This is a genomic window from Enterobacter quasiroggenkampii, assembly GCF_043972695.1.
In the GTDB taxonomy this organism is placed as follows: domain Bacteria; phylum Pseudomonadota; class Gammaproteobacteria; order Enterobacterales; family Enterobacteriaceae; genus Enterobacter; species Enterobacter quasiroggenkampii.
Genome location: NZ_CP143745.1, coordinates 3,983,030 through 4,009,320, shown reverse-complemented (window position 1 = coordinate 4,009,320; position 26,291 = coordinate 3,983,030). Strand labels below are relative to the sequence as shown.

The 26,291-nt window shown below is 57.3% G+C and carries 24 protein-coding genes; 15 read left to right on the top strand and 9 right to left on the bottom strand.

The genetic code is table 11. The features are described 5' to 3' along the window. Positions 1–72: 72 nt before the first annotated feature. The 3 genes from aegA (at position 73) to V1572_RS19100 (ending at position 3,857) form a co-directional block, all read left to right on the top strand. Entirely contained in the window at positions 73–2,052 is a 1,980-nt protein-coding gene (gene aegA / locus V1572_RS19110; RefSeq protein WP_395299487.1) for a formate-dependent uric acid utilization protein AegA, read from the top strand. Positions 2,053–2,118: 66 nt separating this feature from the next. Next, a complete protein-coding gene (nudK, locus tag V1572_RS19105) occupies positions 2,119–2,712 on the top strand; it encodes a GDP-mannose pyrophosphatase NudK (protein ID WP_048029618.1) in 594 nt (197 codons plus the stop codon). A 101-nt stretch (positions 2,713–2,813) separates the two neighbouring features. Beyond that, positions 2,814–3,857 carry a DUF1176 domain-containing protein gene (locus V1572_RS19100; RefSeq protein ID WP_111968147.1) on the top strand — a complete coding sequence of 348 codons (1,044 nt, stop codon included), beginning with the start codon at positions 2,814–2,816 and terminating at the stop codon, positions 3,855–3,857. A 375-nt stretch (positions 3,858–4,232) separates the two neighbouring features. On the opposite strand, the gene tkt is transcribed toward V1572_RS19100, so the two are convergent. Then, positions 4,233–6,221, bottom strand: coding sequence for a transketolase (tkt, locus tag V1572_RS19095; protein ID WP_048029620.1), 1,989 nt, complete (start codon positions 6,219–6,221; stop codon positions 4,233–4,235). Between the two features lie 19 nt (positions 6,222–6,240). Continuing rightward, a complete protein-coding gene (gene tal, locus V1572_RS19090) occupies positions 6,241–7,191 on the bottom strand; it encodes a transaldolase (protein ID WP_045909457.1) in 951 nt (316 codons plus the stop codon). Positions 7,192–7,480: 289 nt separating this feature from the next. Here tal and maeB point away from each other — a divergent pair, with 289 nt between their 5' ends. After that, a complete protein-coding gene (maeB, locus tag V1572_RS19085) occupies positions 7,481–9,760 on the top strand; it encodes an NADP-dependent oxaloacetate-decarboxylating malate dehydrogenase (RefSeq protein WP_045406103.1) in 2,280 nt (759 codons plus the stop codon). 97 nt (positions 9,761–9,857) lie between these two features. On the opposite strand, the gene hemF is transcribed toward maeB, so the two are convergent. Continuing rightward, positions 9,858–10,757 (bottom strand): oxygen-dependent coproporphyrinogen oxidase, encoded by a 900-nt coding sequence (gene hemF / locus V1572_RS19080; RefSeq protein ID WP_045909456.1) that lies wholly within the window; start codon positions 10,755–10,757, stop codon positions 9,858–9,860. Then, positions 10,757–11,632, bottom strand: a complete 876-nt coding sequence (gene amiA / locus V1572_RS19075; RefSeq protein ID WP_045325904.1) for an N-acetylmuramoyl-L-alanine amidase AmiA — start codon at positions 11,630–11,632, stop codon at positions 10,757–10,759. The genes hemF and amiA overlap by 1 nt, the downstream gene beginning before the upstream one ends. A gap of 212 nt (positions 11,633–11,844) precedes the next feature. Between amiA and V1572_RS19070 the strand changes: the two genes are divergently transcribed. From V1572_RS19070 to pdxK, 10 genes are all read left to right on the top strand, one after another. Next, positions 11,845–12,270 carry a GNAT family acetyltransferase gene (locus tag V1572_RS19070; protein ID WP_008501614.1) on the top strand — a complete coding sequence of 142 codons (426 nt, stop codon included), beginning with the start codon at positions 11,845–11,847 and terminating at the stop codon, positions 12,268–12,270. Next, positions 12,257–12,706, top strand: coding sequence for a DUF2919 domain-containing protein (locus tag V1572_RS19065; RefSeq protein WP_048226167.1), 450 nt, complete (start codon positions 12,257–12,259; stop codon positions 12,704–12,706). Before V1572_RS19070 ends, V1572_RS19065 begins: the two co-directional genes overlap by 14 nt. 63 nt (positions 12,707–12,769) lie before the next feature. Next, positions 12,770–13,345, top strand: coding sequence for an RpoE-regulated lipoprotein (locus V1572_RS19060; RefSeq protein WP_126534718.1), 576 nt, complete (start codon positions 12,770–12,772; stop codon positions 13,343–13,345). Positions 13,346–13,437: 92 nt separating this feature from the next. Then, the gene (locus V1572_RS19055) at positions 13,438–14,337 is read left to right on the top strand and encodes a Dyp-type peroxidase (protein WP_048226164.1); all 900 of its coding nucleotides are present in this window, start codon (positions 13,438–13,440) and stop codon (positions 14,335–14,337) included. A gap of 175 nt (positions 14,338–14,512) precedes the next feature. Beyond that, on the top strand, positions 14,513–15,526 hold the full coding sequence (locus V1572_RS19050) for a sulfate ABC transporter substrate-binding protein (RefSeq protein ID WP_023344640.1): 1,014 nt from the start codon (positions 14,513–14,515) through the stop codon (positions 15,524–15,526). Continuing rightward, a complete protein-coding gene (gene cysT / locus V1572_RS19045; RefSeq protein WP_004123378.1) occupies positions 15,526–16,359 on the top strand; it encodes a sulfate/thiosulfate ABC transporter permease CysT in 834 nt (277 codons plus the stop codon). The genes V1572_RS19050 and cysT overlap by 1 nt, the downstream gene beginning before the upstream one ends. After that, positions 16,359–17,234, top strand: coding sequence for a sulfate/thiosulfate ABC transporter permease CysW (gene cysW, locus V1572_RS19040; protein WP_069719735.1), 876 nt, complete (start codon positions 16,359–16,361; stop codon positions 17,232–17,234). Before cysT ends, cysW begins: the two co-directional genes overlap by 1 nt. After that, complete coding sequence (gene cysA, locus V1572_RS19035) at positions 17,224–18,318, top strand: sulfate/thiosulfate ABC transporter ATP-binding protein CysA (RefSeq protein WP_008501607.1); 1,095 nt, start codon at positions 17,224–17,226, stop codon at positions 18,316–18,318. The genes cysW and cysA overlap by 11 nt, the downstream gene beginning before the upstream one ends. Before the next feature lie 118 nt (positions 18,319–18,436). Next, on the top strand, positions 18,437–19,348 hold the full coding sequence (gene cysM / locus V1572_RS19030; RefSeq protein ID WP_395299486.1) for a cysteine synthase CysM: 912 nt from the start codon (positions 18,437–18,439) through the stop codon (positions 19,346–19,348). 5 nt (positions 19,349–19,353) lie between these two features. Next, on the top strand, positions 19,354–20,190 hold the full coding sequence (gene pdxK / locus V1572_RS19025) for a pyridoxine/pyridoxal/pyridoxamine kinase (protein WP_023308730.1): 837 nt from the start codon (positions 19,354–19,356) through the stop codon (positions 20,188–20,190). Between the two features lie 44 nt (positions 20,191–20,234). Here the strand turns inward: pdxK and crr are convergent, their stop codons facing one another. The 5 genes from crr to cysZ all read right to left on the bottom strand — a co-directional run bounded on the left by crr (position 20,235) and on the right by cysZ (position 25,028). Next, positions 20,235–20,744 carry a PTS glucose transporter subunit IIA gene (crr, locus tag V1572_RS19020; protein WP_003861316.1) on the bottom strand — a complete coding sequence of 170 codons (510 nt, stop codon included), beginning with the start codon at positions 20,742–20,744 and terminating at the stop codon, positions 20,235–20,237. A gap of 40 nt (positions 20,745–20,784) precedes the next feature. Beyond that, positions 20,785–22,512: a phosphoenolpyruvate-protein phosphotransferase PtsI gene (gene ptsI / locus V1572_RS19015; RefSeq protein WP_023332954.1), complete on the bottom strand. Its 1,728-nt coding sequence runs from the start codon at positions 22,510–22,512 to the stop codon at positions 20,785–20,787. Positions 22,513–22,556: 44 nt separating this feature from the next. Further along, complete coding sequence (gene ptsH, locus V1572_RS19010) at positions 22,557–22,814, bottom strand: phosphocarrier protein Hpr (protein WP_045909449.1); 258 nt, start codon at positions 22,812–22,814, stop codon at positions 22,557–22,559. 317 nt (positions 22,815–23,131) lie between these two features. After that, positions 23,132–24,103 (bottom strand): cysteine synthase A, encoded by a 972-nt coding sequence (gene cysK, locus V1572_RS19005; RefSeq protein ID WP_045909448.1) that lies wholly within the window; start codon positions 24,101–24,103, stop codon positions 23,132–23,134. Positions 24,104–24,266: 163 nt separating this feature from the next. Beyond that, entirely contained in the window at positions 24,267–25,028 is a 762-nt protein-coding gene (cysZ, locus tag V1572_RS19000) for a sulfate transporter CysZ (protein WP_048226154.1), read from the bottom strand. Between the two features lie 230 nt (positions 25,029–25,258). On the opposite strand from cysZ, the gene zipA reads away from it, so the two are divergent. Then, positions 25,259–26,242 (top strand): cell division protein ZipA, encoded by a 984-nt coding sequence (gene zipA, locus V1572_RS18995; RefSeq protein ID WP_395299485.1) that lies wholly within the window; start codon positions 25,259–25,261, stop codon positions 26,240–26,242. Positions 26,243–26,291 lie beyond the last annotated feature (49 nt).

Here is a 26,291-nt window from a genome sequence, read left to right as displayed (position 1 = left end):
GATCGCACCGTGATGCGTAAATACCATACTCTTATAAAGAGAAAGGTTATTGAACCAAAAACAGGTGTGGTTATGAATCGTTTTATTATGGCTAACAGCCAGCAGTGCATTGGGTGTCGCGCCTGCGAAGTGGCCTGCGTGATGGCGCACAACGATGAGCAGCATGTCCTGAGTGAACGCCATTTTCATCCCCGTATCACGGTCCTGAGATCCGGCGAGAAGAGCCGCCCGGTGACCTGCCATCATTGCGAAAATGCACCCTGCGCGCAAAGCTGCCCGAACGGCGCTATCAGCAAATGCGATGACAGCGTACAGGTGAATCAACAAAAATGCATCGGCTGTAAGGCCTGCGTGGTGGCCTGCCCGTTTGGCACGATGGAGATTATCGTCACCCCGCTCGACAAGGGCAGCGTGAAGGCCTCGGCGAATAAATGCGATCTCTGCCTGACGCGTCCACACGGCCCGGCCTGTATCGAAAATTGCCCCGCAGATGTCCTCTCCCTGGCGACGCCTGCCGTGCTGGATAATCTGGCGAAATCGCGCCGACAGCGCACGGCCTGCCTGGAGGCGCAACCCTGGCATGATGCGGAGGCCGTCAGCGTGGACGCGCCGCGTACCAAACTGCAGCAGATGCAGGCGACGGCGCCCCGCGGCGAGCCCGATAAGCTGGCTGCCGCCGAACGCGTGAGCCATTTTAGCGAAATTTACCTGCCGTTCCGGGCCGAACAGGCCGCCCGCGAGGCGTCGCGCTGCCTGAAGTGCGGCGAGCACAGCATTTGCGAATGGACCTGCCCGCTGCACAACCACATTCCGCAGTGGATTGAGCGCCTCAACGCGGGGGATATCACCGGCGCGGCTGAGCTTTCTCATCAGACCAACTGTTTACCTGAAATTACCGGCCGCGTCTGTCCGCAGGACCGGCTATGCGAGGGGGCCTGCACGCTGCGTGAAGCGGCGGGCGGCGTGACCATCGGCAACATTGAGCGTTATATCGCCGATCGGGCGCTGGCGATGGGCTGGCGGCCGGATATGTCCTCCGTCACGCCGTCAGGTAAACGTGTCGCGATTGTCGGCGCGGGGCCCGCCGGGCTGGCGTGCGCCGACGTGCTGGCGCGCCACGGCGTGAGCGTGACGGTCTATGACCGGCATCCGGAGATCGGCGGTTTGCTGACCTTTGGCATCCCGGCATTTAAGCTCGACAAATCGCTGCTCGCGCGGCGCAGAGAGATATTTACCGCGATGGGGATCCGCTTCGAGCTGAACTGCGAGGTAGGCCAGGACGTGTCGATGTCACAGCTAAAGCACGATTACGACGCCCTGTTTATTGGGGTGGGAACCTATCGTTCGATGAAGGCGGGTATCCCGAACGAGGACGCGCCAGGGGTCTACGACGCGCTGCCTTTCCTGGTGGGCAACACGCGGCATGTTATGGGGCTGGAGGCGACGGCCAGCGAACCGTTCATCGACACCCGTGGCCTGAACGTGGTGGTGCTGGGCGGAGGCGACACCGCGATGGACTGCGTCCGTACTGCGTTACGCCACGGGGCGGCAAACGTCACCTGCGCCTATCGTCGGGATGAGGCCAACATGCCAGGCTCGAAGAAAGAGGTGAAGAACGCCAGAGAAGAGGGGGCCGCGTTTGAGTTTAACGTTCAGCCGGTTGAGCTGACGCTGGATCCGAACGGTAAGGTCAACGGTATCCGGATGCTGCGAACCGTGCTCGGTGAACCGGATGCGCAGGGACGGCGTCGGCCCGTTCCGGTGGCGGGCAGCGAGTTTGTGATGGCCGCGGATGCGGTCATCATGGCGTTTGGTTTTAATCCTCACGCGATGCCCTGGCTGCAGGCGCAGGGGGTTGAAACGGACGACTGGGGACGGATCGTGGCCTCGGTCGAGAGCCGCTACCGTTACCAGACGACCAACCCGCAGATCTTCGCCGGGGGCGATGCGGTACGCGGCGCGGATCTGGTGGTGACCGCGATGGCGGAAGGACGTCATGCCGCGCAAGGGATACTCGACTGGCTGGGAGGTAATGCGCCACAGCATCATTAATCCGGCGGGCGACAAAGCGGGATTCACGGCGTAGTATAGGACGACTCATTGTGTCGTGGAGCCCGTATGACCCTGAAAATAGACGTTATCAAAGACAAAATTCTCTCTGAAAACTACTTTGTCCTGCGTAACATCACCTACGATCTGACGCGTAACAACGGTGAAGTGATCCGCCACAGGCGCGAGGTCTACGACCGCGGCAACGGGGCAACTATCCTGCTCTATAATCGTGAAAAGCAGAGCGTGGTGCTGATCCGCCAGTTCAGGGTGGCAACGTGGGTCAATGGCAACCCGGACGGACGTCTGATTGAAACCTGCGCGGGCCTGCTCGATGACGATGAGCCAGAAGTCTGCATCCGCAAAGAGGCCGTCGAAGAGACCGGCTTCGAAGTGGGCGAGGTCAAAAAGGTCTTCGAGCTGTTTATGTCGCCGGGCGGCGTGACGGAAATCGTCCATTTCTTCATCGCGGAATACAGCGACGCGCAGCGCACTCACCGGGGCGGTGGCGTAGAGGATGAAGATATCGAAGTGCTGGAGCTTCCTTTTGCCCGGGCGCTGGAGATGGTGCGTTCAGGCGAAATCAGGGATGGTAAGGCGGTGATATTACTGCAGTATTTACAGACTACCGGGCTGATGAATACCCCTTTCGAACGGATATAGCCTGTTTTTCGGGTATATCTGATAAATCCGATTGAGCAACCCCGGCGGGAACACGAAGATACTGCCCAGTTACGCGTTTTCGTTCCGGGATTGTGCCATTCATGCGCTACAGCGTCTTTTTATTTTCCCTGTTTTGTGTGCTCCTCGCGCCGCTGGTGCGGGCTGCACCCGCGCAGCAAGCCTTTTCTGACTGGCAGGTGACCTGCAATAACCAGAACTTTTGCCTTGCCCGCAACACGGGCGAACACCGTGGTCTGGTCATGACGCTCACCCGAAGCGCCGGGGCGAAAACGGATGCCACGCTGCGTATCGATTTCGGCGGGCTTGATACGCCTTCCGTGAAAGAGCCTGAGATTGCCCCCCGGCTGCTGCTGGATAATATTCCCCTGAAGCTGGACAAACAGCGCTGGCAGCTCACGCCCTGGCATCTGAAAACGGACGATGCGGCCACCATCACCGCCTTTCTGAAAAATATCCAGGAAGGGAAGGCCCTGACCCTTCGCGGCGGTAAGCAGGTGATTTCTCTGAGCGGTCTGAAAGCCGCGCTGCTGTTCATTGATGCGCAGCAAAAGCGCGTGGGCAGTGAAACCGCGTGGATCAGAAAAGGTGACGATCCGCCGTTAAGCGTACCGCCCGCACCCGCCCTGAAAAAGGTGGCGACCGTTAATCCTACCCCAACACCGCTTTCCCATGCCGAACTGAACGACCTGCTGGATTATGGCACCGGCAGGATGAACAGCAGCCAGTGCTCGCTGGATCCTAACCGCCGGGAAGTGCGCGTCACCGCGTTGACCGATGACAAGGCGCTGCTGATCGTCAGCTGCGAGGCGGGGGCCTATAACACCGTCGATCTGGCGTGGCTGGTGTCACGTAAGAAACCGTTCTCTGCCCGCAGCGTCAGGCTGCGTCTGCCGTTTACGCCGTCAAGCGACAGCAGCGAAATAGAGTTGATGAACGCCAGCTTTGATGAGAAGACGCGCGAGCTGACCACGCTCTCGCTGGGGCGCGGTATGGGCGATTGTGGGTTCCAGACGCGCTGGCGGTTTGACGGCCAGCGTTTCCGCCTGGTGCGTTATGCTGAGGAACCCAGCTGCGATAACTGGAACGGGCCAGACGCCTGGCCCACGCTGTGGATCACGCGGTAGCTTTTAGCCGGGTGGCGGCTTCGCCTTACCCGGCCTACGAATCTTGCGGTCCGTGACAATGTACCGGGTGGTGGTTTCGCCTTACCCGGCCTACGAATCATGTGGTCTGTGGCAATGTGCCGGGTGGCGGCTTCGCCTTACCCGGCCTACGAATCATGTGGTCTGTGGCAATGTGCCGGGTGGCGGCTTCGCCTTACCCGGCCTACGAATCTTGCGGTCTGTGGCAATGTGCCGGGTGGCGGCTTCGCCTTACCCGGCCTAAGAATCTTGCGGTCTGTGGCAATGTACCGGGTGGTGGCTTCGCCTTACCCGGCCTACAAAAAACCGAGCCGTAGGCCGGGTAAGCGACAGCGCCACCCGGCAACGCAGGCCGCACTACAGCACGCTCAGCGCCTTCTCCACCACGTTCTCAACCGTGAAGCCGAAGTACGGGAACAGCTTATCGGCAGGGGCGGACTCACCGTAGCCCCGCATGCCCACGATCGCTCCTTTGAGCCCGACATACTTGTACCAGTAGTCGGCAATACCGGCCTCCACCGCCACGCGCGCCGTGACGCTGGACGGCAGGACCGATTCCCGGTACGCCTCGTCCTGGGCGTCAAAGATATCCGTGGAAGGCAGGGAGACGACCCGCACCGCGTGGCCCTCGGCGGTCAGTTTCTCCGCCGCTTTCACCGTGATTTCCACCTCTGAACCGGTCGCAATCAGGATCACGTCCGGCTTGCCGCCGCTGTCTTTCAGGATATAGCCGCCGCGAGCGATGTTTTTCACCTGCTCCGGCGTGCGCTCTATCTGCGCCAGGTTCTGGCGTGACAGAATCAGTGCCGTCGGGCCGTTATGGCGTTCTACCGCCAGCTTCCAGCCCACCGCCGCTTCGACCTGATCGCAGGGACGCCAGGTGCTGAAGTTTGGCGTCAGGCGCAGGCTCGCCAGCTGTTCAACCGCCTGGTGGGTGGGGCCGTCTTCTCCCAGACCGATAGAGTCGTGGGTATAGACCATAATCTGCCGCGCCTTCATCAGCGCTGCCATGCGCGCCGCGTTACGGGCGTACTCGACGAACATCAGGAAGGTGGCGGTGTAGGGCACGAAGCCGCCGTGGTGAGCGATGCCGTTGGCGATCGCGGTCATCCCGAACTCGCGCACGCCGTAGTGGATATAGTTCCCGGCAATGTCCTCTTTCAGCGATTTCGAGCCCGACCAGATGGTCAGGTTACTCGGTGCCAGGTCCGCCGAGCCGCCCAGCAGCTCAGGGAGAAGAGGGCCAATCGCATTCAGGGTGTTTTGCGACGCCTTACGGGTGGCGATTTTTGCCGGGTTGGACTGCAGGTTTTCAATCAGCGCCTGAGTTTTATCATCCCAGTCCTCCGGCAGACCGCCGCTCATGCGGCGGGAAAACTCGGCGGCCAGATCCGGGTGCGCTTTTTTGTATGCGGCAAACTTCTCGTTCCAGGCGTGCTGGGCTTTTTCACCCGCTTCACGGGCATCCCAGGCTCTGTAGATCTCTTTCGGGATTTCAAATGGCGGGTATTTCCAGCCCAGCTTCTGGCGGGTCAGCGCCACTTCTTCGTCACCCAGCGCCGCGCCGTGCGCCTCTTCTTTGCCCGCCTTGTTTGGTGAGCCGAAGCCTATAACCGTGCGGCAGATAATCAGGGACGGTTTGTCCTTCACGCTCTGCGCTTCCTGAATCGCTTTTTTCACCGCCTCAGGATCGTGGCCGTCGATCTCATGCACCACGTGCCAGTGGTAGGCCTCGAAGCGTTTTGCCGTGTCGTCAGTGAACCAGCCTTCGGTTTCCCCGTCGATGGAGATGCCGTTGTGATCGTAGAACCCGATCAGCTTGCCCAGCCCCAGGGTGCCCGCCAGGGAGCAGACCTCGTGGGAGATCCCCTCCATCAGACAGCCGTCACCCATAAACACGTAGGTGTAGTGATCGACAATCTCGTGATCCGGCTGGTTGAACTGTGCCGCCAGGGTACGCTCGGCAATCGCCAGCCCGACCGCATTTGCCAGCCCCTGACCGAGCGGCCCGGTGGTGGTCTCCACGCCCGGCGTATAGCCGATCTCCGGGTGTCCCGGGGTTTTGGAGTGCAGCTGGCGGAAATTTTTCAGCTCCTCAAGGGGCAGATCGTAACCGGACAGGTGCAGCAGGCTGTAGAGCAGCATCGAGGCGTGGCCGTTGGAGAGAATAAAGCGGTCACGGTCGTACCAGGTGGGATCGTTGGGGTTGTGCTTCAGGAAGTCGTTCCACAGCACTTCGGCAATATCGGCCATGCCCATCGGTGCGCCGGGGTGGCCGGAATTGGCTTTCTGCACGGCATCCATGCTGAGGGCGCGGATGGCATTGGCGAGCTCTTTACGGGACATAGTTCACTCCGTGGCAAGGTTAAAGTTTGGCAGCGAGAAGATCTTCAAGTTTGCGCTGGTCGACGGCGAACAGACGGATACCTTCCGCCAGTTTTTCCACGGCCATTGCGTCCTGATTGTGCTCCCAGCGGAACTCCGCTTCGGTCATGGCTTTCGGTTTTGGCAGAACGGTAGAGGTTGGCACCAGCTTGCGGATCACCGTCTCTTCTTTGTCCTGTAGTTCTTTGAGCAGGTTAGGGGAGATGGTCAGGCGGTCGCAGCCTGCCAGGGCAAGGATCTGCTCGGTACGGCGGAAGCTGGCCCCCATCACGATGGTCTCGTAGCGATGCTGTTTGTAGTAGTCGTAAATATTGCGCACCGATTTCACCCCCGGGTCCTCATCCACCACGTACGGATCCATCGGCTGTTTCGCCTGGTACCAGTCGTAGATGCGGCCTACAAACGGTGACACCAGAAACACGCCCGCTTCGGCACAGGCGCGCGCCTGGGCAAAGGAGAACAGCAGCGTCAGGTTGCAGTGAATCCCCTCTTTTTCCAGTACCTCTGCGGCGCGGATGCCTTCCCAGGTCGACGCCAGCTTGATCAGAATGCGTGATTTATCGATCCCCTGCTCCTGGTAGAGTTCCACCAGACGACGCGCTTTATTAATGCTCTTTTCTTTATCGAACGAGAGGCGGGCGTCGACTTCGGTCGAGACGCGCCCCGGAATGCTTTTAAGAATTTCCGCACCAAAATTAACCGCCAGCTTGTCGCTGGCTTCGGCGACCTGCTGCTCCTGCGTTTTCCCGCGCTGCTTACCGTAGGCAATCGCGTCATCAATCAGATGACTAAAATGGGCGAGCCCGGCTGCCTTGAGCAGTAGCGAAGGGTTAGTGGTCGCATCCTCCGGCTGGTAGTGACGAATCGACTCGATATCGCCGCTGTCGGCTACCACGGTGGTGAATTGTTTGATGCCGTCTAGCTGGTTCATAAATGATTACTCCTTGGAAATAAAAGAGTTAGATGAGTGCGTTAGTTCACACTTCTGGAAAAATCATGATGGACTTAACAAAAAAGCATAGCAGACGGGGGAGGCATTGCTTTTGAGACGGGTAACATGGCTGTTATAAATTGATAACAATTTTTAATGTGTGATGGTGAGAGTTTGGCAGCCTTCAAAGTTTAGGAGGCAGTCTGAGGCGATACTAGGCGGCACACCAGGGTGTGCAACCGGATCGCTTTCGTCACCCTTTTGACCGATACGTGAAAGGATAAATAAGATGGATGAGCAGTTGAAACAGAGTGCCCTCGATTTTCACGAGTTCCCTGTCCCGGGCAAAATTCAGGTCTCCCCAACCAAACCGCTGGCAACCCAGCGCGATCTGGCGCTGGCCTATTCGCCGGGCGTAGCGGCCCCGTGTCTGGAAATCGAAAAAGATCCGCTGGCGGCCTACAAATATACCGCGCGTGGCAACCTTGTTGCCGTGATCTCTAACGGCACGGCGGTACTGGGTCTCGGTAACATCGGCGCGCTGGCCGGTAAGCCGGTGATGGAAGGCAAGGGGGTGCTGTTCAAGAAATTCGCCGGTATCGACGTGTTTGATATCGAGGTGGACGAGCTCGATCCTGACAAATTCATCAACGTGGTGGCCGCGCTGGAGCCGACCTTCGGGGGGATCAACCTGGAAGACATTAAAGCGCCGGAATGTTTCTATATCGAGCAGAAGCTGCGCGAGCGTATGAACATTCCCGTGTTCCATGACGACCAGCACGGTACGGCCATTATCAGCACCGCCGCCATTCTCAACGGCCTGCGCGTGGTGGAGAAAAATCTCTCCGACGTGCGCATGGTGGTGTCGGGCGCAGGCGCCGCGGCGATTGCCTGTATGAACCTGCTGGTAGCGCTGGGTATGCAGAAACACAACATTGTGGTCTGTGACTCCAAGGGCGTGATTTACAAAGATCGCGAGCCGAACATGGCGGAAACCAAAGCGGCGTATGCGGTAGAAGACGACGGTAAACGCACGCTTGAGGACGTGATCGACGGCGCGGATATCTTCCTCGGCTGCTCGGGTCCGAAGGTGCTGACCCAGGAGATGGTGAAGAAGATGGCGCGCGCGCCGATGATCCTGGCCCTGGCCAACCCGGAACCGGAAATTCTGCCGCCGCTGGCGAAAGCGGTGCGTGAAGACGCCATTATCTGTACCGGGCGTTCCGACTACCCGAACCAGGTCAACAACGTGCTCTGCTTCCCGTTCATCTTCCGCGGAGCGCTGGACGTCGGCGCGACGGCAATCAACGAAGAGATGAAGCTGGCCGCCGTGCACGCCATCGCGGAGCTGGCCCACGCCGAGCAGAGCGAAGTGGTTGCCTCAGCCTATGGCGATCAGGATCTGAGCTTTGGCCCTGACTACATCATTCCAAAACCGTTCGACCCGCGTCTGATTGTCAAAATTGCCCCTGCGGTGGCCAAAGCGGCGATGGATTCCGGCGTGGCGACGCGTCCGATTGAGGATTTCGACGCTTACGTCGATAAACTCACCGAGTTTGTCTATAAAACGAACCTGTTCATGAAGCCGATCTTCTCTCAGGCGCGCGCCGACGCGAAGCGCGTGGTGCTGGCGGAAGGGGAAGAGGCGCGCGTGCTGCACGCCACTCAGGAGCTGATCACCTTAGGCCTGGCGAAGCCGATTCTGATTGGTCGTCCGAGCGTGATCGAAATGCGTATCCAGAAGCTGGGCCTGCAGATTAAGCCGGGCGTCGACTTCGAGATCGTTAACAACGAATCCGATCCGCGCTTCAAAGAGTACTGGAGCGAATACTACGCGATCATGAAACGTCGGGGGATCACCCAGGAGCAGGCGCAGAAAGCCGTCATCAGCAACACGACGGTGATCGGCGCGATCATGGTCCATCGCGGCGAGGCGGATGCGCTGATCTGCGGCACCATCGGCGATTACCACGAGCACTTTAGCGTGGTGCAGGAGATCTTCGGCTATCGCGACGGCGTGCACACCGCCGGGGCGATGAACGCCCTGCTGCTGCCAAGCGGCAACACCTTTATTGCCGATACCTACGTTAACGACGATCCCACCCCGGACGAGCTGGCGGAGATCACCGTGATGGCCGCCGAGACCGTGCGTCGCTTTGGTATCGAACCGAAGGTGGCGCTGCTGTCGCACTCTAACTTTGGTTCGTCTAAATCCGCGGCGGCCTGCAAAATGCGTGAGACGCTGGCGCTGGTGCGCGAGCGCGCGCCGGAGCTGATGATTGACGGGGAAATGCATGGCGATGCGGCGCTGGTGGAGAGTATCCGTAACGAACGTATGCCGGACAGCCCGCTGAAGGGTTCGGCAAATATCCTGATTATGCCGAACGTGGAAGCGGCGCGTATCAGCTATAACCTGCTGCGCGTCTCCAGCTCTGAAGGGGTAACCGTAGGACCAGTGCTGATGGGCGTGGCAAAACCGGTGCACGTGTTAACGCCGATTGCCTCCGTGCGCCGTATCGTGAATATGGTGGCGCTGGCGGTGGTTGAGGCGCAGACGCAGCCGCTGTAAACCCCTCACCCTAACCCTCTCCCCATAGGGGAGAGGGAACTGCACCGAGCCGTCGTTCACCCTCTCCCCTATGGGGAGAGGGCCGGGGTGAGGGGAGTTACACCCAATCCCGCACCTGAATAAACTCTTTTAAGGCAGCCTCCGGGCTGCCTTCTTTTGGCTCGTAGCAGTACTCCCAGCGCACCAGCGGCGGCATCGACATCAGAATCGACTCCGTGCGCCCGCCGGTCTGCAGGCCGAACAGCGTCCCGCGATCCCACACCAGGTTGAACTCCACGTAGCGCCCGCGGCGGTAGAGCTGGAACTCACGTTCGCGCACGCCGTAGTCGGTGTTTTTACGGCGTTCGACGATGGGCAGATAGGCGTCGGTATAGCCTTCACCTACCGCGCGCATAAAGCTGAACGCGGTATCAAAATCAGGCGTGTTGAGGTCGTCAAAGAACAGCCCGCCGATGCCGCGTTGCTCGTCGCGGTGCTTCAGGTAAAAGTAGTCGTCGCACCACTTTTTATATTTCGGGTAAACGTCTTCGCCAAACGGCAGACAAAGGTCCCGCGCGGTGGTGTGCCAGTGCACGGCATCCTCTTCGAAGCCGTAGTAGGGCGTCATGTCGAAACCGCCGCCAAACCACCAGACCGGATCGGCTCCCGGCTTTTCGGCAATGAAAAAGCGCACGTTGGCGTGGCTGGTCGGCACAAACGGGTTGTGCGGATGCACCACCAGCGAAACGCCCATCGCTTCGAAGCTGCGGCCTGCAAGCTCAGGACGATGTGCCGTCGCAGACGCGGGCATGGCGTCGCCATGAACGTGGGAAAAATTCACCCCGGCCTGTTCGAAGATGCCGCCGTTACGCAGCACGCGGCTGCGTCCGCCACCACCGGCCTCGCGCTGCCAGGTATCTTCCTGAAATTCTCCGCCGTCTGCGGCGGCCAGTTTCTGGCAAATCTCATCCTGCAGCTGCAGCAGGAATGTTTTGACCAGTTGAGCATTGGGTTTCATCAACGTTTCCTGGAGTGCGCTTTTTGGTTATCGAACCAGTTGAAGTAACTGATAATGCCGGAAGCGATGGCGTTGGCGATCTTCTGACGAAATGCCGCGGTGCCGAGGAGTCGCTCCTCTTCCGGGTTGGTAATGAACGAGGTTTCCACCAGTACGGACGGGATGGATGGTGATTTCAGCACCACGAACGCCGCCTGCTCGGTGCCTTTACTGTGCAGTCGATGCACTGGCTTAATCTTTTTCAGAATATGCGAGCCGAGCGTCAGGCTGTTTTTGATCGTATCCGTCTGTACGAGGTCGAACAGCACCTGCTGTAGCAGGTGGTCCTTGTCCGTGGCTTTCTTCCCGGCGACTTCATCCGCCCGGTTTTCGCGATCGGAGAGGTATTTCGCCATGGCGCTACTGGCGCCGCGGTTGGAAAGCGCAAACACCGAGGCGCCGGCGGCTGACGGGTTGGTAAAGCCGTCGGCGTGAATCGACATAAACAGATCCGCCCCGTGCTGGTGGGCGATCTCTACGCGGTCATACAGCGGAATAAAGGTGTCGCCAGAGCGCGTCAGGCGGGCGTCAATGCCGTTGCTGCGTAAAATCGCCCGCACATTTTTTGCAATCGCCAGCACGACATGTTTTTCTTTCGACCCGTTTTTGCCGATGGCGCCGGTATCAATACCGCCGTGGCCTGGGTCGAGCATTACCAGACGCTTCGCGCCCGGCTTTTTCGTTTTCGGTTTGCTGTGTCCGTTACTGGTTTTGAGCGTGCTCTCGTCTTTCGCCTGAGCCTGCTTTGCGATGCCCGTTAACGTTAAGGCCGCCAGCCCCGCTTTGAGAACCTGACGACGCGATGTGAGTGCTTTTAATGGTTTGAATGTGCTCATGCGGCCTGAATACTAAAAAATGGGGTCCTGGTGTTATATCGTATCGCGTTTAGCGTTACGACAGTCCATAGTGAGAATTGTTTTACTTTTCATTTCAATACGTGACAAAGTGACATTATGCCAAATTTTGGCGAGATTTTCCCCGGTTATTGGCTAAAGGCGTGGTTCGCGCCATAATCACTGTTTTTAAACCCGAAAAGGCGGTTAATACCATGGAGATACGCGTTTTTCGCCAGGAAGATTTCGAAGAGGTGATCACCCTTTGGGAGCGCTGCGATCTGCTGCGTCCGTGGAACGATCCGGAAATGGATATCGAACGTAAGGTGAATCACGACGTCAGTCTGTTTCTGGTCGCGGAAGTCAATGGCGAGGTCGTGGGGACGGTCATGGGCGGTTACGACGGCCATCGCGGCTCGGCCTATTATCTGGGCGTGCACCCGGAATACCGTGGTCGTGGCATCGCCAATGCGCTGCTCAACCGGCTCGAGAAGAAGCTGATCGCCCGCGGCTGTCCGAAAATCCAGATCATGGTGCGGGAAGATAACGACGTGGTGCTGGGCATGTATGAACGCCTGGGCTACGTACACGCTGACGTGCTGAATTTAGGAAAGCGTCTCATCGAAGATGAAGAGTACTGAGATCCATCCGGCAGACTATGACGCGCAGGGGCGCGTCAGGCTGCCCTTTTTATTCTGGTGCGTTCTGCTGCTCCAGGCCCGGACCTGGGTGCTGTTCGTGATGGCCGCCGCGTCGCGCGGGCAGGGCGACACGCTGCTGACGCTCTTTTATCCCGATCACGATGCCTTCTGGCTCGGCTTGCTGCCGGGCGTACCGGCGGTGGTGGCTTTCTTATGCAGCGGCCGACGGCATGCGATCCCGCGTTTGTGGCGCGCGCTTCGCGGGCTGCTGATCCTTGCCCAGATTGCGCTGCTCTTCTGGCAGCCGGTACTCTGGTGGTACGGTGAACCGCTGACGGGCATCGGCGTTGCGCTGGTGGTTGCCGATATTGTGGCGCTGCTGTGGCTGCTGACCAACCCGCGCCTTCGCGCCTGTTTTGCGCCGCAGGATGATTAATCCGGCACTTTTTGCCGATGTCGCACTCCAACAAGCGTTGATTTAACACGTAAGGACGTTTCAATGAAATCGCTGCGTTTACTCTTATGCGCTCTCCCGCTGGCATTGACCGGCTGTTCGACACTCTCCTCCATTAACTGGTCCGCTGCGTATCCGTGGAACTGGTTTGGCTCATCAACGGAAGTGACCGAGCAGGGCGTGGGGAAAATTACCGCCGCGACGGCGCTGGATCAGAATGCTATTCAGGATGCGCTCAGCAGCGATTACCGCCTGCGCAGCGGCATGAAAACAGAGAATGGCAATATTGTTCGCTATTACGAAGCGCTGAAGGGCGACAAGCTGGCACTGGTGATCAACGGTGACAAAGGCACGGTAAACCGAATTGCCGTCATGGATGAAGATATTCCGACCGCCAGCGGCGTGAAGGTCGGGACCCCGTTTAGCGATCTTTATAAGCAGGCCTTTGGCAACTGCTCCAGCGCGCCGTCCGACGATGAAGTGGCGGTGGAGTGTAAGGCGGAAGGCAGCCAGCACATCAGCTATGTTTTTACCGGCACCTGGAGCGGTCCGGAAGGGTTGATGCCGTCTGACGACACGCTGAAGAGCTGGAAAGTGAGCAAAATACTCTGGAAGCAGTAATTTGCGTCTGAACAAACCGCCTCGCTGAAATCAGGGTATAATAGCCGCCATCAATGCCACGCTGACGTGGCATCTTTATTTCAGGAGGAGCGATGTCTCAGGTTCAGAGTGGCATTTTGCCAGAACATTGCCGCGCGGCGATTTGGATTGAAGCCAATGTCAAAGGGGACGTGGATGCCCTGCGTGCGGCCAGCAAAGCGTTTATTGATAAACTGGCGACCTTCCAGGCCAAATTCCCGGAAGCCCACCTCGGCGCCGTTGTTGCGTTTGGCAATAACGTCTGGCGTCAGCTGAGCGGCGGTGAAGGGGCAGAAGAGCTGAAAGACTTCATCCCTTACGGCAAAGGCCTGGCTCCGGCGACCCAGTACGACGTGCTGATCCACATTCTTTCTCTGCGTCACGACGTGAACTTCTCCGTTGCCCAGGCGGCGGTGGCGGCCTTTGGCGACAGCATTGAGGTGCAGGAAGAGGTTCACGGTTTCCGCTGGGTCGAAGAGCGCGATCTGAGCGGCTTCGTCGACGGAACGGAAAACCCGGCAGGGGAAGAGACGCGTCGTGAAGTCGCGGTAATCAAAGACGGCGTGGACGCGGGCGGCAGCTACGTGTTCGTGCAGCGCTGGGAGCATAACCTCAAGCAGCTTAACCGCATGAGCGTGCACGACCAGGAGATGATGATTGGCCGTACGAAAGAGGCCAACGAAGAGATCGACGGTGATGACCGTCCGGTCACCTCGCACCTGACCCGCGTTGACCTCAAGGAAGACGGTAAAGGACTGAAGATTGTCCGCCAGAGCCTGCCGTACGGCACGGCAAGCGGCACGCACGGCCTCTACTTCTGCGCCTACTGCGCGCGCCTGTATAATATTGAACAGCAGCTGCTGAGCATGTTCGGCGATACCGACGGCAAGCGCGACGCCATGCTGCGCTTCACCAAACCGGTGACCGGCGGCTACTACTTCGCGCCGTCCGTTGAGCGTCTGCTGGCGCTGTAAAACCGCTCTCCATACGTAGGCCGGGTAAGCGTTAGCGCCACCCGGCAATTTTCCCTGCCCCTTATTCCCTTTTCTGCTTCTAAATCACCAAACGGTATATAAAACCGTTACTCCTTTCATCCCCGTTATAAATATTATGACTATAAGATAGTCATCACATTTATAAGGGTGCGCAATGGCCGTTACTGTACTGAAAAAAGGAACTCTGGCGCTGGCAGGTTTACTGCTGGTGGCACAGGCGCAGGCGACTGAACTGTTGAACAGTTCGTATGACGTCTCCCGCGAGCTGTTTGCCGCCCTTAACCCCCCGTTCGAACAGCAGTGGGCGAAAGACAATAACGGCGATAAGCTGACCATCAAGCAGTCCCACGCCGGTTCGTCCAAGCAGGCGCTGGCCATTCTCCAGGGGCTGAAAGCGGATGTGGTGACCTACAACCAGGTCACTGACGTGCAGATCCTACATGACAAAGGCAAGCTCATCCCGGCGGACTGGCAGAGCCGTCTGCCGAACAACAGCTCGCCGTTCTACTCCACCATGGGTTTCCTGGTGCGCAAGGGCAATCCGAAAAATATCCACGACTGGAGCGACCTGGTGCGTTCCGACGTGAAACTGATTTTCCCGAACCCAAAAACCTCCGGTAACGCGCGTTACACTTATTTAGCGGCGTGGGGTGCGGCGGACAAGGCTGACGGTAACGATAAAGCCAAAACCGAGCAGTTCATGACTCAGTTCCTGAAAAACGTCGAAGTGTTTGATACCGGCGGCCGCGGGGCGACCACGACTTTCGCAGAGCGCGGTCTGGGCGATGTGCTGATCAGCTTCGAGTCGGAAGTGAACAATATTCGCAAACAGTATGAAGCGCAGGGCTTTGAGGTGGTTATCCCGAAAACCAACATTCTGGCCGAATTCCCGGTCGCATGGGTGGATAAAAACGTGCAGGCTAACGGTACCGAGAAAGCGGCAAAAGCCTATCTCAACTACCTGTACAGCCCTCAGGCGCAGACCATCATTACCGATTACTACTACCGCGTGAACAACCCGGACGTGATGAACAAGCTGAAAGATAAATTCCCGCAGACCGCGCTGTTCCGCGTGGAAGATCATTTTGGCTCCTGGCCAGACGTGATGAAAACGCATTTTGCCAGCGGCGGTGAGTTAGACAAACTGCTGGCGGCGGGGCATAAGTAATGTTTGCAGTATCGACTAAACGCGTGCTGCCGGGCTTTACCTTAAGCCTCGGGACCAGCCTGCTGTTCGTTTGCCTGATCCTGCTGTTGCCGCTCAGCGCGCTGGTGATGCAGCTTGCGCAGATGAGCTGGGCGCAGTACTGGGACGTGGTCACTAACCCGCAGGTGGTGGCGGCTTATAAGGTGACGCTGCTGTCGGCGTTTGTCGCCTCCATTTTTAACGGTGTGTTCGGCCTGCTGATGGCATGGATTTTAACCCGCTATCGCTTCCCGGGCCGCACGCTGCTTGACGCCCTGATGGATCTGCCGTTTGCGCTGCCGACGGCGGTCGCAGGCTTAACCCTCGCGTCTCTCTTCTCCGTGAACGGGCTGTACGGCGAGTGGCTGGCGAAATTTGACATCAAGGTGACCTATACCTGGCTCGGTATCGCGGTGGCGATGGCCTTTACCAGCATCCCGTTTGTGGTGCGTACCGTGCAGCCGGTGCTGGAAGAGTTAGGTCCGGAATACGAAGAAGCGGCGGAAACGCTGGGCGCCACGCGCTGGCAGAGCTTCCGCAAGGTGGTGCTGCCGGAGCTGTCTCCGGCGCTGATGGCGGGCGTCGCGCTGTCGTTTACCCGCAGCCTCGGCGAGTTCGGCGCGGTGATTTTTATCGCCGGGAACATCGCCTGGAAAACGGAAGTGACCTCGCTGATGATTTTCATTCGCCTGCAGGAGTTTGATTATCCGGCGGCGAGCGCGATTGCTTCGGTGATCCTCGCGGCCTCGCTGCTGCTGCTGTACTCGATTAACACTCTGCAAAGTCGCTTTGGTCGACGTGTGGTAGGTCACTGATGGCGGAAGTTACGCAATTGAAGCGATACGATGCGCCCCGCATCAACTGGGGTAAATGGTTTCTGATTGGGGCGGGCGTGCTGGTGTCCGCCCTCATTCTCGTCGTGCCGACGATTTATATCTTCGTTCAGGCGTTCAGCAAGGGCCTGATGCCCGCGCTGGAAAACCTGGCGAACCCGGATATGCTGCACGCCATCTGGCTGACCGTGCTGATTGCCCTGATTACCGTTCCGGTGAACCTGGTGTTTGGTACCCTGCTGGCGTGGCTGGTGACGCGCTTTAACTTCCCGGGACGTCAGCTGCTGCTGACCCTGCTGGATATTCCGTTTGCCGTGTCGCCGGTGGTGGCGGGCCTGGTATACCTGCTCTTTTACGGCTCCAACGGCCCGCTGGGCGGCTGGCTGGATGCGAATAACCTGCAGATCATGTTCGCCTGGCCAGGCATGGTGCTGGTTACCATCTTCGTGACCTGTCCGTTCGTGGTGCGTGAGCTGGTGCCGGTGATGTTAAGCCAGGGGAGCAACGAAGACGAAGCGGCGGTGCTGCTGGGGGCTTCAGGCTGGCAAATGTTCCGCCGCGTGACGCTGCCGAACATTCGCTGGGCGCTGCTTTACGGCGTGGTGCTGACCAACGCCCGCGCGATTGGCGAGTTCGGTGCTGTTTCCGTTGTTTCCGGATCCATTCGCGGTGAAACCCTGTCGCTGCCGCTCCAGATTGAACTGCTGCAGCAGGACTACAACACCATCGGTGCCTTTACTGCCGCAGCGTTGCTGACGCTGATGGCCATTTTGACCCTGTTTTTGAAGAGTGTGGTGCAGTGGCGTTTAGAAAATCAGGAAAAACGTCTGCATCAGGAGGGAAATCATGAGCATTGAGATTGCCAATATTAAGAAGTCTTTTGGTCGCACCCAGGTGCTGAATGATATCTCGCTGGATATCCCTTCCGGACAAATGGTGGCGCTGCTGGGACCGTCTGGCTCCGGCAAAACCACGCTGCTGCGTATTATCGCCGGGCTTGAGCATCAGACCAGCGGGCACATCCGCTTCCACGGTACCGACGTGAGCCGCCTGCACGCCCGCGATCGTAAAGTGGGCTTTGTGTTCCAGCACTACGCGCTGTTCCGCCACATGACCGTGTTTGACAACATTGCGTTTGGCCTCACCGTGCTGCCGCGTCGCGAACGCCCGGATGCGGCAACCATTAAGGCGAAAGTGACCAAACTGCTGGAGATGGTGCAGCTGGCTCACCTGGCGGACCGTTTCCCGGCCCAGCTGTCCGGCGGGCAGAAACAGCGCGTGGCGCTGGCACGCGCGCTGGCCGTTGAGCCGCAAATTCTGCTGCTGGATGAACCCTTTGGCGCGCTGGATGCGCAGGTGCGTAAAGAGCTGCGCCGCTGGCTGCGTCAGCTCCATGAAGAGCTGAAATTCACCAGCGTCTTTGTGACCCACGACCAGGAAGAGGCGATGGAAGTCGCGGATCGCGTGGTGGTCATGAGTCAGGGCAACATTGAGCAGGTTGACGAGCCGGAACAGCTCTGGCGTGAACCGGCGACCCGCTTCGTGCTGGAGTTTATGGGCGAGGTGAACCGTCTGCAGGGCACCATTCGCGGTGGGCAGTTCCACGTGGGCGCGCACCGCTGGCCGCTGGGCTATACCTCCGCGCACCAGGGACCGGTCGATCTGTTCCTGCGTCCGTGGGAAGTGGACGTGAGCCGTCGAACCAGCCTGGATTCACCGCTGCCGGTGCAGGTGCTGGAAGCGAGCCCTAAAGGGCACTATACCCAACTGGTGGTACAGCCGCTGGGCTGGTATACCGAGCCGCTGACGGTGGTCATGCGCGACGACGTCCCGCCGCATCGGGGAGAACGCCTGTTTGTCGGTCTGCAGCATGCCCGTATTTATCACGGCAAGGAACGCATCGAGACGCGCGAGGATATTGCTCTGGCGGAGTCAGCCTGATAGGTTATTAGGATGTTTATCGCCCGGTGGCGCTGCGCTGACCGGGCCTACAGCTAAAACTGTGTCTTGTAGGCCGGGATCGCTGCGCGCAACCCGGCTTTTTTATTGAGTAAAAATCGTGAATACACTCGAACATACCATCGGCAACACGCCTCTGGTCAAGCTTCAGCGCATGGGGCCAGACAACGGCAGCGAAATCTGGGTCAAACTCGAAGGCAATAATCCGGCGGGGTCGGTGAAAGACCGCGCCGCGCTGTCGATGATTGTCCAGGCCGAAAAGCGTGGTGAAATCAAGCCGGGCGACGTGCTGATTGAAGCCACCAGCGGCAACACCGGTATCGCCCTGGCGATGATTGCGGCGCTGAAAGGTTACCGCATGAAGCTGCTGATGCCGGATAACATGAGCCAGGAGCGCCGCGCCGCGATGCGTGCCTACGGAGCCGAGCTGATTCTGGTGACCAAAGAGCAGGGGATGGAAGGCGCGCGCGACCTGGCGTTAGAAATGGCCGAGCGCGGTGAAGGTAAACTGCTCGATCAGTTTAATAACCCGGACAACCCGTACGCGCACTACACCACCACCGGCCCGGAAATCTGGCAGCAAACCGACGGGCGAATCACCCATTTTGTCTCCAGCATGGGCACCACCGGCACCATTACCGGGGTATCGCGTTTTCTGCGCGAGCAGGATAAAGCCGTCACCATTGTCGGCCTGCAGCCGGAAGAGGGGAGCAGCATTCCGGGCATTCGCCGCTGGCCGGCGGAGTATATGCCCGGCATCTTTAATGCGCAGCTTGTGGACCAGGTGCTGGATCTTCACCAGCGCGAGGCGGAAAATACCATGCGTGAGCTGGCCGTACGCGAAGGCATCTTCTGCGGCGTCAGCTCGGGCGGCGCGGTAGCGGGCGCGATTCGGGTAGCGAAGGCAAACCCGGACGCGGTGGTGGTGGCGATTATTTGCGATCGCGGCGATCGCTATCTGTCTACCGGCGTCTTTGGTGAAGAGAGTTATTCGCAGGGGGCGGGAATTTAAGCGTCATGGAGATGATTCTATTCCGGGATAATACCCGGGCGCAGCAAACCGATATTGTCGCGGTGCAGTCGCAGGTGGTGTACGGCAGCGTGGGAAACAGCATCGCGGTGCCGAATATTCGAACCCACAGGCTGAACGTCACCGCCGTGCCAACGGTACTGTTCAGTAACACGCCACACTATGACACGTTCTACGGCGGCGTGATCCCCGACGAGTGGTTCAGCGGCTACCTGAAGGCGCTGGAAGAGCGCGAGATCCTGCGCGAGCTTAAGGCGGTCACTACCGGCTATATGGGAAATGCCAGCCAGATCGTCCTGCTGGCGCAGTGGCTGAAGGCGGTCAAAGCGCAGCATCCTGACCTGCTGGTGCTGGTCGACCCGGTGATCGGCGATATCGACAGCGGGATGTACGTGAAGCCCGAGATCCCCGAAGCGTATCGGGAGCACCTGCTGCCGCTGGCGCAGGGGATTACGCCAAACGTCTATGAGCTGGAAGTGCTAAGCGGCAAACCGTGCCGCACGCCGGAAAGCGCCATCGCGGCGGCACAGGGACTGCTCTCTGAGAGCCTGAAATGGGTGGCGATCACCAGTGCGCCTGTCGCTGACGACCCGCAAAACATCCACGTGGTGCTGGTCACCCGAGAGGGCGTTACCGTTAGCGCGCATCCGCGGGTAGAAACCGATCTGAAAGGGACGGGTGATCTGTTCTGTTCAGAGCTGGTGAGCGGCATTGTTGAGGGGAAAACCGTTGCCGATGCCATTCGCATGGCTGGCGATCGGGTGACGGACGTGATGCTCTATACCCAGTCGAAAGGCTACGACGAGCTTATCCTGCCGGCATAAACAAAAATGGCGCCCGAAGGCGCCATTTTACTGTGCGGCAAGAATTACTTCTTGATGCGGATAACCGGGGTTTCACCCACGGTGACGCTGCCAGACAGTTTGATCAGTTCTTTGATTTCGTCCATGTTGGAGATAACAACCGGAGTCAGGGTAGACTTGGCTTTTTCTTCCAGCAGTGGCAGATCGAATTCAATCACCGGGTCGCCAACTTTAACACGCTGGCCTTCTTCCGCGATACGTTTGAAGCCTTCGCCTTTCAGTTCAACGGTGTCGATACCGAAGTGAACGAACAGTTCGATACCGCTATCAGATTCGATAGAGAACGCATGGTTGGTTTCAAAAATTTTACCGATGGTGCCGTCAACTGGAGCAACCATTTTGTTGCCAGTTGGTTTGATAGCAATGCCATCACCAACGATTTTCTCAGCAAACACTACATCCGGCACGTCTTCGATGTTGACGATCTCGCCGGAGAGCGGAGCAACAATCTCAATAGTTCCGGAGTCTTTCTTATCATCAGAAACCAGAGATTTCAGTTTATCGAACAAACCCATGATCTTCTCCTAAGCAGTAATTTGGGCCGCATCTCGTGGATTAGCAGATTGTTTTTTCTTCAATGAACTTGTTAACCAGCGTCATTAACTCGTCCGTTGTCGGTTGAGCAAGAGCCTGCTCTGCTAACACCTTCGCATCTTCGAAGTTCGTGTTACGGATAATCTTCTTAATGCGCGGGATGGAAATGGCGCTCATAGAGAATTCGTCCAGACCCATACCCAGCAACAGAAGTGTAGCACGTTCGTCGCCTGCAAGCTCACCACACATGCCAGTCCATTTACCTTCTGCATGAGAAGCATCAATAACTTGCTTGATCAAGTTCAGTACGGACGGTGACATTGGCTGGTAGAGATGTGAAATCATATCATTACCACGGTCAACTGCCAGGGTGTACTGCGTTAAATCATTGGTACCGATACTAAAGAAATCAACTTCTTTGGCTAAATGACGCGCAATGGTCGCCGCCGCTGGTGTTTCCACCATCACGCCGATCTCGATTGACTCGTCAAACGCTTTACCTTCGTCACGCAGTTCCTGTTTGTAGATTTCGATCTCTTTCTTCAGTGCACGCACTTCTTCAACAGAGATGATCATCGGGAACATGATGCGCAGCTTACCGAACGCAGAGGCACGCAGGATCGCGCGAACCTGGTCACGCAGGATCTCTTTACGATCCATTGCGATACGGATTGCACGCCAGCCCAGGAACGGGTTCTCTTCTTTCGGGAAGTTCATGTACGGCAGCTCTTTGTCGCCACCGATGTCCATGGTACGGACGATAACCGCCTGAGAGCCACACGCTTCAGCCACGGCTTTATACGCGGCAAACTGCTCTTCTTCTGTAGGCAGCGCGTCGCGGTCCATGAACAGGAATTCAGTACGATAGAGACCGACGCCTTCCGCACCGTTGCGCTCAGCGCCATCAACGTCGCGGACGGTACCGATGTTTGCGCACACTTCAACCTGATGGCCGTCCAGGGTGATGGCTGGCAGGTCTTTCAGCTTAGCGAGTTCCGCTTTTTCAGTCGCAACCTGCTCCTGAACCGCGCGCAGTTTATCGATCTCTTCATTGGTTGGGTTAACGTAAACCAGATTGTTTACGGCATCTAGAATCAGATAGTCGCCGTTTTTCACCTGAGAGGTGACGCTACCGGTACCCACGATGGCAGGCAGTTCCAGTGAACGCGCCATGATAGAGGTGTGGGAGGTACGGCCACCCGCGTCGGTGATGAAACCGAGGACCTTTTTCAGGTTCAGCTGTGCGGTTTCAGACGGGGTGAGGTCAGCAGCAACCAGGATCACTTCATCCTGAATTGCGCTCAGGTCGATAATGGCCAGACCCAGGATGTTGCGCAGCAGGCGCTTACCGATGTCACGTACGTCAGCCGCACGCTCTTTCAGGTATTCATCATCCAGTTCTTCCAGGGCAGTTGCCTGACCTTCGATAACTTCATGCGCAGCCGCGTCGGCCGTCATGCCTTTATCTTTAATCAGGGCTATGATTTCCTGCTCCAGCTCCTCATCTTCGAGCAGCATGATGTGCCCTTCGAAGATGGCTTCTTTTTCTTCACCGAAAGTTTCGCCAGCTTTAGTTTTGATTGCTTCCAGTTGCGCAGATGCCTTGGCACGACCGCTCAGAAAACGTTCAACTTCCTGATCAACCTTGTCGGCAGAAATTTTTTTCCGGTCGATGACGATCTCGTCTTCTTTCAGCAGCAGTGCTTTGCCGAAAGCGATACCCGGGGATGCTAAAATGCCTGAAATCATAACCCTACCTTACTTGTGACTGATATTTAAAAGAACCCGGAAACTTACTCGAGCTCAGCCATCAGTTTTACCAGATGCTCAACTGCTTTCTGCTCGTCTTCACCTTCCGCAGAGATGGTGACTACGGTGCCCTGAGTCAGGCCCAGAGTCTGCAGTTTGAACAGGCTTTTTGCGCTCGCGCTTTTGCCGTTGGAAGTCACAGTGATTTCAGAAGAAAAGCCTTTTGCTTCTTTAACAAACTGAGCAGCAGGGCGGGTGTGCAGACCGTTCGGAGCGGTAATGGTAACTTCTTGCTGGAACATTGTATTTCCCCAACTTATAGGTTTAGTGTTGTGGAACTAAAGTCTAGCCTGGCGACTGAACTTTAGCCTGTATTGTTAGCGCTGACGTTTCGATCGTCATTAAACATTATGCAGCGAAAGCAAGACTTGAACCAAATCATAAAATCGATTCAGCAAGGCTATTTCGTTCGCTGATTAATTTCACGCATCAAAATAATTGCTGGTTTAAATACCAGACCCTTCGGGGTGAAGCAATGCCAGGAGGGGTAAAAGTTTGAAGCAGACCACAAAAAAGCACCTGAAAAGGTGCTTTTTTACGCGTTATTAACATGCTGGCACTACTGTTGCAGCTCTTTTTCAGTGAAGAGATCGGCAAACAGCGCGGTGCTCAAGTAACGCTCACCCGAGGAAGGAAGGATAACCACAATATTCTTATTGGTAAAGGCTTCATCTTCCTGAAGCTTGAGCGCTGCCGCAACGGCCGCACCGGAAGAGATACCCGCCAGAATACCTTCTTCATCCATCAGGCGACGCGCGGTAGAGATGGCTTCTTCGTTCGTAATGGTGATCACTTTATCGATCAGCTTCAGATCCAGGTTGCCCGGAATGAAGCCTGCGCCAATACCCTGAATTTTGTGCGGGCCGGGTTTGAGCTCTTCCCCCGCCAGCGCCTGGGTGATAACCGGTGAGTCAGTCGGCTCAACGGCAACGGTAATCAGATCTTTTTTACCCTTCGTGCCTTTAATATAGCGTGACACGCCGGTCAGCGTACCGCCGGTACCCACGCCGGAGATAAAGACGTCAACCTGGCCGTCAGTATCTTCCCAGATTTCCGGGCCGGTGGTCTTCTCGTGAATTTCCGGGTTTGCCGGGTTGCTGAACTGCTGCAGCAGCAGGTATTTCGCCGGATCGCTGGCCACAATCTCTTCGGCTTTCTGAATGGCACCTTTCATGCCCTTCGCGCCTTCGGTCAGCACCAGGTTCGCGCCCAGCGCTTTCAGCAGCTTACGACGCTCGATGCTCATGGTTTCAGGCATGGTCAGCGTCAGCTTGTAGCCGCGCGCGGCAGCAACATAGGCCAGAGCGATCCCGGTATTGCCGCTGGTCGGTTCCACCAGCTCAACGCCAGGCTTCAGTACGCCACGTTTTTCAGCATCCCAAATCATGTTTGCACCGATGCGGCATTTTACGCTGAAGCTCGGGTTACGTGATTCGACCTTCGCCAGGATGCGTCCATTACCGATACGGTTCAGTCGAACCAGGGGCGTATGACCGATAGTCAGCGAGTTGTCTTCATAAATCTTACTCATGGCCTGTCCTTAACTGTATGAAATTGGGATACCGACCCAGCATACCTGCTAAGCAGGTAGGGGGAAGTAAGGAATTCGCATATCTATATACTGCAAGGAAATAATGGGGATCAGTATGGAATAAGGGGCGGCATAAGCCACCCCTGCTTTACACATTTTTGCATTATTTCCATAACGCGTGCTTAGCACGGTAGCAGTCCACCCACATTGCCGTCGCGCCGCAGACGGCAACCGGCATGATGAACAGATTCAGGAATGGGATCATGGTAAACAGGCTGGTCAGCGCACCAAACTGCATATTGGCAACCTTCTGGCTGCGCAGGGCAGTGCGCATCTCTTTAAACGGTACCTTGTGGTTGTCGAACGGATAGTCGCAGTACTGGATGGCCAGCATCCAGGCGCTGAACAGGAACCACAGCACCGGAGCCACCGTCTGGCCAATGCCGGGCACAAAATAGAGGATAAGCAGCACAATCGCGCGGGGCAGGTACCAGGCAAACTTCTGCCATTCACGCTTCATAATGCGAGGGAGGTCTTTCATGATCCCCCATATGCCCGTGTCCGGCGGTGTTGCGCCGGTAAGGCGCGCTTCCAGCTGTTCCGCCAGCAAACCGTTAAACGGCGCGGCTATCCAGTTGGCAATCGTCGAGAAGAAGTAGCCAAACACCAGCAGCACGGAGATCACCGCCACCGGCCAGAGCAGGTAGTTAAGCCACTGCAGCCAGTTTGGCACATGGCTCATCAGCGACGGGATCCAGCTCTCCAGCTTTGTGAACAGCCACCAGAACGCGCCGCCCATCAGAATTATGTTGATCAACAGCGGCAGGATGACGAAGCGTCGAATACCCGGCAGGGAGACCAGTTTCCAGCCCTGAGAAAAATACCAGACGCCGCTGCGCGGGGGGGAAGAAGATGTTGAAACCATAGCCAGGCTGTACTCCTTTTTACACAACCAGTGGAATTGCCCGCCTATATTATCCACTTACGAACCAATGACCAGTTCGGAAATGTTCGAAAAACCAGCAAAAAGCACGATTTCCTTCATCTTTATGCTGTGAATGCTCTGCACACACTTGCACTTGACGTAAACGGCAAATACTCTTAGTGAGTAAATGTTTGCCGTGGTGGCAAGGTGTTAGAACAACAGAGAATATAATGATGCAGGATTTGCGTCTGATATTAATCATTGTTGGCGCGATCGCCATAATCGCTTTACTGGTACATGGTTTCTGGACCAGCCGTAAAGAGCGTTCCTCGATGTTTCGCGATCGCCCACTGAAGCGCATGAAGTCCAGTCGTGACGACGATGACAGTGAAGATGACATCGATGGAAGCGACGACGACGGCGTGGGTGAAGTTCGTGTTCATCGGGTCAATACTGCGCCCGGCGTAGGCCATGGGGAGCATGAAGCGCCTCGTCCTTCGCAGCACCAGTATCAACCGCCGTATGCTTCTGCACAGCCGCGCCAGCCATTGCCGCAGCCTGTGGAAGAACCGGTGCGCCAGCCGCCGCAACAGCCTGTCTATCAGCAGCCTGCTGCGCCACAGCCGGTTCAACAGCAACCGGTGCAGCAGCCCGTGCAACAGCAGCCTGCACAGCCGGTACCACAACCGCAGCAGCCTGTTCATGTTCAACCTGCGCCGCAGCCCGCGCCAGCCCCGCACGTTGAGCCTGAGCCCGTTGCAGAGCCAGAACCGGTTGTTGAAAAACCGCAGCGTAAAGAAGCGGTGATCATCATGAACGTGGCCGCGCATCACGGTAGCCATCTCAACGGTGACGTTCTGCTTAACAGTATTCAACAGGCAGGCTTCAAGTTTGGCGATATGAACATTTTCCATCGTCACCTGAGTCCTGACGGTAGCGGCCCGGCGCTATTCAGCCTGGCCAACATGGTTAACCCAGGTACCTTTGATCCGGACATGACCGGTGATTTCGTTACGCCTGGCGTCACTATCTTTATGCAGGTGCCGTCTTACGGCGACGAACTGCAAAACTTTAAGCTGATGCTGCAGTCCGCTCAGCATATCGCTGACGAAGTCGGTGGTGTGGTGCTCGACGATCAGCGTCGAATGATGACCCCGCAGAAACTGCGCGAGTATCAGGACCGCATCCGCGAAGTTAAGGAAGCTAACGCGTAATCGCCGCGTTGACTTCAACTCCTCCTCAACCCCCGCATGTCGGGGGTTT

Excerpts from the sequence above, each read along its gene's own strand:
- aegA (WP_395299487.1), top strand. The coding sequence starts at position 73 with ATGAATCGTTTTATTATGGCTAACAGCCAGCAGTGCATTGGGTGTCGC.
- nudK (WP_048029618.1), top strand. The coding sequence starts at position 2,119 with ATGACCCTGAAAATAGACGTTATCAAAGACAAAATTCTCTCTGAAAAC.
- V1572_RS19100 (WP_111968147.1), top strand. The coding sequence starts at position 2,814 with ATGCGCTACAGCGTCTTTTTATTTTCCCTGTTTTGTGTGCTCCTCGCG.
- tkt (WP_048029620.1), bottom strand. The coding sequence starts at position 6,221 with ATGTCCCGTAAAGAGCTCGCCAATGCCATCCGCGCCCTCAGCATGGAT.
- tal (WP_045909457.1), bottom strand. The coding sequence starts at position 7,191 with ATGAACCAGCTAGACGGCATCAAACAATTCACCACCGTGGTAGCCGAC.
- maeB (WP_045406103.1), top strand. The coding sequence starts at position 7,481 with ATGGATGAGCAGTTGAAACAGAGTGCCCTCGATTTTCACGAGTTCCCT.
- hemF (WP_045909456.1), bottom strand. The coding sequence starts at position 10,757 with ATGAAACCCAATGCTCAACTGGTCAAAACATTCCTGCTGCAGCTGCAG.
- amiA (WP_045325904.1), bottom strand. The coding sequence starts at position 11,632 with ATGAGCACATTCAAACCATTAAAAGCACTCACATCGCGTCGTCAGGTT.
- V1572_RS19070 (WP_008501614.1), top strand. The coding sequence starts at position 11,845 with ATGGAGATACGCGTTTTTCGCCAGGAAGATTTCGAAGAGGTGATCACC.
- V1572_RS19065 (WP_048226167.1), top strand. The coding sequence starts at position 12,257 with ATGAAGAGTACTGAGATCCATCCGGCAGACTATGACGCGCAGGGGCGC.
- V1572_RS19060 (WP_126534718.1), top strand. The coding sequence starts at position 12,770 with ATGAAATCGCTGCGTTTACTCTTATGCGCTCTCCCGCTGGCATTGACC.
- V1572_RS19055 (WP_048226164.1), top strand. The coding sequence starts at position 13,438 with ATGTCTCAGGTTCAGAGTGGCATTTTGCCAGAACATTGCCGCGCGGCG.
- V1572_RS19050 (WP_023344640.1), top strand. The coding sequence starts at position 14,513 with ATGGCCGTTACTGTACTGAAAAAAGGAACTCTGGCGCTGGCAGGTTTA.
- cysT (WP_004123378.1), top strand. The coding sequence starts at position 15,526 with ATGTTTGCAGTATCGACTAAACGCGTGCTGCCGGGCTTTACCTTAAGC.
- cysW (WP_069719735.1), top strand. The coding sequence starts at position 16,359 with ATGGCGGAAGTTACGCAATTGAAGCGATACGATGCGCCCCGCATCAAC.
- cysA (WP_008501607.1), top strand. The coding sequence starts at position 17,224 with ATGAGCATTGAGATTGCCAATATTAAGAAGTCTTTTGGTCGCACCCAG.
- pdxK (WP_023308730.1), top strand. The coding sequence starts at position 19,354 with ATGGAGATGATTCTATTCCGGGATAATACCCGGGCGCAGCAAACCGAT.
- crr (WP_003861316.1), bottom strand. The coding sequence starts at position 20,744 with ATGGGTTTGTTCGATAAACTGAAATCTCTGGTTTCTGATGATAAGAAA.
- ptsI (WP_023332954.1), bottom strand. The coding sequence starts at position 22,512 with ATGATTTCAGGCATTTTAGCATCCCCGGGTATCGCTTTCGGCAAAGCA.
- ptsH (WP_045909449.1), bottom strand. The coding sequence starts at position 22,814 with ATGTTCCAGCAAGAAGTTACCATTACCGCTCCGAACGGTCTGCACACC.
- cysK (WP_045909448.1), bottom strand. The coding sequence starts at position 24,103 with ATGAGTAAGATTTATGAAGACAACTCGCTGACTATCGGTCATACGCCC.
- cysZ (WP_048226154.1), bottom strand. The coding sequence starts at position 25,028 with ATGGTTTCAACATCTTCTTCCCCCCCGCGCAGCGGCGTCTGGTATTTT.
- zipA (WP_395299485.1), top strand. The coding sequence starts at position 25,259 with ATGATGCAGGATTTGCGTCTGATATTAATCATTGTTGGCGCGATCGCC.